The organism is Streptococcus mitis (genome assembly GCF_946190275.1).
GTDB lineage: Bacteria > Bacillota > Bacilli > Lactobacillales > Streptococcaceae > Streptococcus > Streptococcus mitis_DC.
Genome location: NZ_CAMHZQ010000031.1, coordinates 1 through 9,490, shown reverse-complemented (window position 1 = coordinate 9,490; position 9,490 = coordinate 1). Strand labels below are relative to the sequence as shown.

1 protein-coding gene is annotated in these 9,490 nt (G+C 38.8%); it reads right to left on the bottom strand.

Features of this window, described 5'->3' with window-relative positions:
* The coding region (locus N8M20_RS10000; protein ID WP_261080486.1) for a YPDG domain-containing protein at positions 1-9,305 on the bottom strand (9,305 nt) is incomplete at its 3' end.
* Between the last annotated feature and the right edge of the window lie 185 nt (positions 9,306-9,490).

Below are 9,490 nucleotides of genomic sequence, written 5' to 3'. Positions count from 1 at the left end.
GTGCCACCTGGTTTACCGTTTCCTTTGTCGTACTCTGGTGTGTAGATGTCTTTGTCTTTTTCTCTAACCGTTACTTCCACTGGAACTTCATCTTTTGAGCCATCTGGGTAAGTTACGGTGATGGTTCCTGTAATCTTATCGCCTGGTTTCGCTCCTTCTGGGATTGTTACGGTTACTTTGCCATCTTTGCCAACTGTGATTCCTGGGTTATCACTTTCGAACTTAGTTCCTTCTGGAATTTCTTTGCCAGCTTTCTCTTTCAATGGTAATTCAACAGTGCCACCTGGTTTACCGTTTCCTTTGTCGTACTCTGGTGTGTAGATGTCCTTGTCTTTTTCTCTAACCGTTACTTCTACTGGAACTTCATCTTTAGAACCGTCTGGGTAAGTTACGGTGATGGTTCCTGTAATCTTATCGCCTGGTTTCGCTCCTTCTGGGATTGTTACGGTTACTTTACCATCTTTGTCGACTGTAATTCCTGGTGTATCACTTTCGAACTTAGTTCCTTCTGGAATTGGTTTTCCAGCTTTCTCTTTCAATGGTAATTCAACAGTGCCACCTGGTTTACCGTTTCCTTTGTCGTACTCTGGTGTGTAGATGTCTTTGTCTTTTTCTCTAACCGTTACTTCCACTGGAACTTCATCTTTTGAGCCATCTGGGTAAGTTACGGTGATGGTTCCTGTAATCTTATCCCCTGGTTTCGCTCCTTCTGGGATTGTTACGGTTACTTTGCCATCTTTGTCGACTGTAATTCCTGGTGTATCACTTTCGAACTTAGTTCCTTCTGGAATTGGTTTTCCAGCTTTCTCTTTCAATGGTAATTCAACAGTGCCACCTGGTTTACCGTTTCCTTTGTCGTACTCTGGTGTGTAGATGTCTTTGTCTTTTTCTCTAACCGTTACTTCTACTGGAACTTCATCTTTAGAACCGTCTGGATATGTTACTGTGATTGTTCCTGTAATCTTATCGCCTGGTTTCGCTCCTTCTGGGATTGTTACGGTTACTTTGCCATCTTTATCTACTGTGATTCCTGGGTTATCACTTTCGAACTTAGTTCCTTCTGGAATTGGTTTTCCAGCTTTCTCTTTCAATGGTAATTCAACAGTGCCACCTGGTTTGCCATTTCCTTTATCGTACTCTGGTGTGTAGATGTCTTTGTCTTTTTCTCTAACCGTTACTTCTACTGGAACTTCATCTTTAGAACCGTCTGGGTAAGTTACGGTGATGGTTCCTGTAATCTTATCGCCTGGTTTCGCTCCTTCTGGGATTGTTACGGTTACTTTACCATCTTTGTCGACTGTAATTCCTGGTGTATCACTTTCGAACTTAGTTCCTTCTGGAATTGGTTTTCCAGCTTTCTCTTTCAATGGTAATTCAACAGTGCCACCTGGTTTACCGTTTCCTTTGTCGTACTCTGGTGTGTAGATGTCTTTGTCTTTTTCTCTAACCGTTACTTCCACTGGAACTTCATCTTTAGAACCGTCTGGATATGTTACTGTGATCGTACCTGAGATTTCATCTCCTGGATTTTTGTCTTCAGGGATTGTAACAGTTACTTTACCTTTATCATCTACTGTGATTCCTGGTATTAGACTTTCAAACTTAGTTCCTTCTGGAATTGTCTTACCAGCTTCTTCTTTCAATGGTAATTCTACAGTTCCACCTGGTGTTCCTTCTCCATCATCATATTTAGGAGTGTAGATATCTCTATCTGGAGTTGTTACTGTTACTTTAACTGGTACCTCTTCTTTTGATCCATCTGGATACGTTACTTTAATCGTACCTGGGATTTCATCTCCTGGTTCCTTGTCTTCTGGAATTGTTACAGTTACTTTACCTTTATCATCTACTGTGATTCCTGGTGTTAAACTTTCGAACCTAGTTCCTTCTGGAATTGTCTTACCAGCTTCTTCTTTTACTGGTACTTCAACCTTAGCTCCTGGTTTGCCATTTCCATCATCATACTTAGGATTGTATTTATCCGCTTGTTCTTGGACTGTAATCGTAATCGTTTGTGTCGTTACATTGCCGTCCTTATCATGTGCTTTGATGGTTACAGTATAGTCACCTTGATTTCCTGTTGGTGTTCCTGTAATTTGTCCATTCGCATAAGTTAATCCTTCTGGTAAATCTGTTACTTCTACTGGATTTTCTTCTCTTAAGCCTGATCCACCTTCGTTATCCGTTACAGTTACTGGAATTGGAGTGATTGGCTCGTTTTTCGTTACGGTTGCACCTTCAGCTGTGATTGTTGGGCCTGTTACGTCGTTTACAGTTACTGGTACTGGTACTTCTTCACTTGATCCATCTGGATAGGTTACTTTAGCAACCGCATTTCCAACATTACCTTTTGTAGCTGTTGATGGTTTACTTATAACTGTAACGGTTCCTGGGCCATTACCTTTTACTTTAGCAATGACTTCTGCATCTTCAATCACATGATTTTGATCAACCGTTAAACCTTCTCCTGTTGGATTGTATTTATCCGCTTGTTCTTGGACTTTAATTGTGATTATTTCAGTTGTTTCATTACCATCCTTATCATACGCTTTAATCGTTACAGGGTAGTCACCTTTAGGTGCTGTTGGTGTTCCTGTAATTTCTCCATTTGCATATGTTAAACCATCTGGTAATCCTGTTACTTCTACTGGATTTTCTTCACGTAATCCTCGTCCACCTTCATTGTCTTTTACAGTGACTTTGATTGGTGTAATTGGTTCATTTTTCGTTACTGTTGCTCCATCAGCTGTAACTTTTGGTCCTGTTACGTCTGATACAGTTACTGGTACTTTCACTTCATCAGTTGAACCATCTGGATACGTTACTTTTACAATCGCATTTCCTGCATCACCAAATGTTGATGTTGATGGTGTACTTGTAACAGTCAGCTCTCCTGGACCGTTATCTTTCACTTTACCTGTCACTTCATCATCTGTAAGCGTATGACCTTGATCAACTTTCAGACTATCTCCTGTTGGATTATATTTATCCGCTTGAGTTTGAACTGTGATTGTAATTTGTTTTTCTGTAGAGTTACCATCTTTATCGGTTGCTTTGATTGTTACAGTATAATCCCCTTTTTCAGCTGTTTTAGCTGGTGTTCCTGTAATTTCTCCATTTGCATAAGTTAAGCCATCTGGTAAGCCTGTTACTTCTACTGGGTTATCATCACGTAATCCTCGTCCACCTTCATTGTCCGATACATTTACCGGAATTGGTGTAATTGGTTCATTTCTAGTTACTGTTGCTCCATCAGCTTTAATTGTTGGACCTGTTACGTCTTTTACAGTGACTGGTACATCTACTGTTTCACTTGATCCATCTGGATACGTAACTGTTACTACTGCATTAGGTACATTATCTGTTGTTGCTGTTGATGGTTTACTTGTAACTGTTAGTGAACCTGGAGCAAAATCTTTTACTTTAGCTTTCACTTCGTCATCTGTAATTTCATGACCTTGGTTTACTGTTAAGCCTTCCCCTTTTGGAGTGTACTTATCTTTTTGCTCTTGAACAATAATCGTAATTTTAATTGGGGCTTCACTTTCATTACCGATTTTATCATATGCTTTTATTGTTACAGGGTAGTTACCTGCTGGAGCTGTTGGTGTTCCTGTGATTTTTCCATCTTTGAATGTTAATCCGTTCGGTAAACCTTCTACTATGATTGGATCGTTATCACGCATTCCAACCCCGCCTGGGTTATCTTCAGCTGTTACTGAAATTGGCTTAATTGGTTCATTTTTCGTTACAGTTGCGCCTTCTGCTGTAATTGTCGGACCTGTAGTATCAGCTACTGACGTGTCTCGTACTGTTACCGGTACATTTACATCTTCACTTGATCCATCTGGATACGTTACTGTTACTACCGCATCTTCTGGGTTTCCTACAACTGCTGTTGTTGGTTTGCTCTTAACTGTCAATTGAGTTGCTGGTGCGTAATCTTTCACCTTAGCAATAACTTCTGAATCTTCAATCACATGATTTTGATCAACCGTTAATCTTTCTCCTCTTGGATTATGAGCATCCGCTTGGCTTTGTACAGTAATCTTAATCGTAGTTGTTGACGGATTATCGTTTTTATCATATGCCGTAATGGTTACTGTACTTTCACCTGCTGTGCCAGTTGGTTTACCAGTAATTTTTCCATCCGCATATGTTAATCCTTCTGGTAAGCCTGTTACTACGATTGGGTCTGTATCACGCATTCCAACTCCGCCCGTATTATCTTTAGCCGTTACAGAAATTGGCATAATGTCTTCACGATTTGTAACTGTAGCATTATTGGCTGTAATCGTTGGACCTGTTACGTCTTTTACAGTAATTGGAACATCGACTAAGTCATGTGAACCATCCGAGTAAGTTACTTTCACAACTGCATTTCCTGCTGAACCTGCTGTTGTTGTTGATGGTTTGCTTACAAGTGAAAGTGTTCCTTTTCCAGGATTGTTTACTTTAGGAGTTAATTTTTCAATTGTAATGTCTTCATTTTGGTTGACTGTTAATTCCGTTGCAGTTGGAGTGTACTTGTCAGCTTGTTCTTGGACATTAATTTTAACTTTTTTCGTTGAAGGCGTATTGTTCTTATCATACGCTGTAATTGTTAATGTATAGAACCCTTTTCTCGCTGAAGTTTTACCTGTAATGTTTCCATTTGAATATGTTAATCCTGATGGTAAATTACTTACTGTAATTGGATTTGTTTCACGCATTCCAACTCCGCCTGCGTTATCTTCAGCTGTAATTGGAATTGGTGTGATTTCTTCATTTTTCGTTACAGTTGTTTCTTCTGCTGTAATTGTTGGTCCTGTTACGTCTCTTACAGTTACTGGAACAGTTACTGTGTCATGTGAACCGTCTGGGTAAGTCACTTGAACAACTGCATTTCCTGCTGAACCTGCTGTTGCTGTTGAAGTTGGTTTACTTTGAACAGTTAGTTTTCCTGGGGCAAAGTTTTTCACTTTTTCTTTCACAGCGTCATCCGAAATGGCTTGTCCTTGATTTACAGTTAATGTTTCTCCAGTTGGATTGTATTTATCCGCTTGTTCTTGAACTTTAATCGTAATGTTCGTTGTAGTTGGGTTTCCATTCTTGTCATACGCTGTAATCGTTACAGGGTAATCCCCTTTTCCTGCTGTTGGCGTTCCTGTGATTCGATTATTCGCATACGTTAATCCTGTTGGTAATCCAGTTACTTCGATTGGATTTTTTTCACGTAATCCTACTCCGCCCGGATTATCCACAGCTGTTACTGAAATAGGTGCAATCGGCTCATTTTTCGTTACCGTTGCTCCATTTGCTGTGATTGTTGGTCCAACTGTATCACGTGCTGTCACCGTAAAGTTGAAGTTTACTGGATCTGCATTATTCCCATCATTATCTGCAGCGTTAAATGTAATCGTATTTTGTTTACCGATATCTTCTGCTGAAGTTGTGATTGAAATTCGAACAACTTTTTCTGTTTCAGTTGTTTTTACTGGTGTAGTAGTTGCTTTACCTGCATTCACACGGCCAAGGTATTTATTTAAGAAATCTGTAGCATTTAATGTAACAGATGTATTATCTTTTGCTGTTACTGTAAATTCTACTTTTTCACCTTCAACGACTGTTTGACTTGACGGTGTAATTGTTAATGTTGGTTTTTGAGCATCTTTTGCATTTTGTTTAGCTACTGGACTCTCAAGAACTACATTGTTATCGACAGTCTTAGATACTTTTGCAGATACTTCTTTACCATCTGCTACTTCAAGGTCAGCAATTTTCACTACTCCTTGAGGTGTTACAGATACTTTATCCGTTGGTTTACCATTTACAGTCCAGTTATTCCCTGTTTTTGTAACTTTTACCGTTTCAGGAGTTGTTTTTCCTGTTGGAGTATAAGTCAATGTAATCGTATCGATATCTTGTGGGTTGTTGCTATTTGGACGTTTTGGTGGTGTAATTTCCACGCTACCATCTTTATTAGCCACTACGCTAGGTGCTGTTGGAGTCACTGCAAGAACTACTTGACGCTTGATTTCAGCTGGGGCAAATATTGGTCTAGTTGTACTATTTGTATCTGTATAAGCAGTTGGGAATTTTGCTACCGCATTTCTTGTATATTTACCTGAATTATCTAATGTAGTACCTGAATCTAAGTTGTCTCCAGCTTTCCATGTCCATACCATACCTTGAGGTAAATAACTGTTTCCACGATCTCTTTGGTCGTTGCTATCTACTACTTTAAGGTAATTATGAGCATCAACATTTGTAGGGCTATTTGCGATATTTAGAGTTGAGCCTACTGGAACTTTTGCGATACCATTTTCAAGATTCTTAGTTGTAATATCCACAACACGGTACTTGAATTTCAAGTCACGGCTATCAGCTGCACTGCTTCCCTCTACATGAAGAGTTCCGATATGTTCTCCTAATGTTTGAGTATCGATTACTCTACCTGAAGATAAACGAGTTGTATACTTCTTATCTTCTGAACTTCCATCTTTACCCGTTTGAGCTGTAAAACTAGAAGGTCTTACTCCATACGGAAGATTTCCAACTGTTACTTTTGAGATTTTTCCTGAGTTATCCCATACTTTCAATTCAGGGTTAAATTCAGCACCACGATAGACTGTAAAGATTGGTGAATTAGCTGTTTCTGTTAAAGGAACACCATTTAGTGTAGCTTGTGGTTTTTGAACATCTTTTGCAATTGCTTTTGCAGGATCTGAATCCGCACCATTTCCATTTTTAGTAATAGCAGTTACTTCTGTTAAATCTTTTACTTTATTGGCTGGAATTGTAATTTCTCCAGTATTTGAATCGATTCGAACATCTGGATTTGTTACTGTCCATTTACCATTTGTTCCTTTATTTCCTTCAGCTGTTTTTTGCTTGTTGTCTTCACCTGTAAAGCTTACTTTGATTTTATCTACTTTTGTAGAATCTTGTGGTTTTGCAGTTACATCCCCATTATCCTTAGCTGTCGCAATTGGTTTTGTAGCCTTGTCATCTACAACATGAACAGGTGCATCAACAATAAATGTTCCACGCTCTGGAATAATGACTTCCACTTTACCATACACAGGTGCATTTGGTGCTGTAGGTCTTGATACATCTGGATCTTTAAACCAACGATAAGTTGTACCCGCAGGTAATTCATTTGGATTCGCAATACTATTGTAAGCATCTGGAATAACTCCTACTTTAGTACGTTGTTCCTTAGCTTTTGGTTTAAGATTATATCTTTCTGCTTCTTCTGGTTTCAGTGGTAAGGTACCGATAATGGCGTTTTGACCATCTTTATATCGGTCGTATCCTCCTGCCGTATATCCTCCATAAGCAAGATACGGATCATTTGCTAAACGTTTTTTAATATCAGCAAGCATCGGATTACTTTTATCTTTATTCACCCAATCCGACATAATGCTTTGATCTAACTCATTCCCTTCAAGAACTTTCGTTTTGAACGTAATAATTGTACGTTGACCAGCAGCAATATAAAGTTTATCTTCAATAACACCTTTAACTAGGTGGTAACGAAGACCATTTGATGCAATACCCAACATATCATTTACTCGGGTTGCTGCATCTGGATTACGATTCGCACCATCTCTAGAATTTCGATAAATATTATACATCCATCCATTAGATGGTTCAATATAATCCATCCAAGACATTATATTTTCATTAGCAGTGGATCCTGAACGGCGTTCACCATTTTTAGCATAAGCACGATAATTAGAGTTTTTATATTCCCAAGCTGTGGCACTAGGATACTCTTCGTGAGATGTCTGTTGCCCATTTACATATTTTGTATAAGTGAAGTCATATGGATCTCCTACACTACGTGGAATCGCAAGTGAAATTTTCTTAGAAGATCCCGCACGAGCGTTTGCCGCTGGACCTGAATCTAACATCCAGTAATAATATTTATTTCCATCTTTTTCGATACGCTCTTCACGATACACACGAACATTGTCATAGGCTTTATCAGCAGTTCCTTTACTTACGAAGGCATATTGCTTCGTATCTGGCGAGAATACATCACGCTCTGAATAGTTAAGCATTGGGTTTTTATTCCAACCAACACCAAAGTCTGTTGTTCTTGTTTCACGAACTGTACTTGTTCCAGAACCTACTTCTTTTCCATTCTTTTTAACGACAGTTGTAATAACAGCATCTTTTTTCATTAAGTTCGTATCAACATTGACTGTGAAGTATCCATTTGATTGTGATCTAGTTGTGTACTTTCTTCCACCAATTGATACTTCCACATCAGCTTCTGCCGCTGTATATCCGTCAACTTGAGCAATACCTGCTAAACTATCATTGAATGATACTGTGTCTACTTTACTTACTGTAGTATTATATACACTTTGACCATTAACTACTAAGTCAACTCTATCCCCAACTTTAATACCTGGCGCATTTAATTTGAAAGAACCAGTATCATCAAGTTTAGACGTAAGTATCTTTTGACCATTTTTCTTAATCTCAATTGTTGAAGATGGCGTTGCATATCCTGTGATAAATCCAGAGTCCGCTACAACAATCCCAAGACTCCCTTGTTTAGTAGTCTTATCAATGGGTGCTGAGCGAAGATCAGATCCTTCTTCCATGGTTTCGCCATTACGCGAATCACGAGATCCAGTATTAGCAATCGTATTTTCACCTTCTTTTAAAACCTTCTTAGGCGCATTAATCTTAGGCATCGAAGATAAGACAAAAATCTTCTCATTAAGTTTTTTAGCGATTGCATCAATTTCAGCTTGTGTTAATTCAAGACTATTGTTATTAAGCACACTATTAGCTGTTTCTAAATCTACTTGGATTGCAGCAAGGGTTGAAGCTGGAGCTTTTTCCTTGTTGACCTTATCCAAGAGTTCTTGAACTTTTGTAATATTAGCCTGTAATTTAGTCTTATCTAGTGTTTGTTTTTCAACTACTTCTTTATCAAGGGCAGTGGTCTCGTTTTCAGATGCATTCTCAGTTGAAGTTTCAGGTAGTTTCTCAGATAAAGTCTCAGCCGGATTCTCATCAGTGGTTAGTGATTTTTCTTCTTTACCTGTAGTTAGAGAATCTTCTGTTTTAGGCAAATCTACTATTGTAGCAGTATGAGCCTCTTCTTTATCTGGGATAACCGGTGCTTCAGTCGTATCTGAAACTTGAGCAGCCTCAACTCGAACAGCCTGATGCCCAGACAAAAACATCAATGCCGCAACAGCTACTGAAGCAGCACCAAAGCTATATTTACGAATCGAAAAGCGCAGTACCTTTTCACGTTGCTGTCGATTTACCTTATTTGAATTCGATTTGTTTTCCATCGTTCCTCCTAGGGATAATTTAATATAAAAAAAGCAATTTCTATAGCTGGACACTTATCAGGAGTCAAACTATAAAAACTACCATGATGATTACCATTTACTAATAACATCACAGCTATCACAGCTATCACAGCTATCACAGCTATCACAGCTATCACAGCTATCACAGCTATCACAGCTATCAC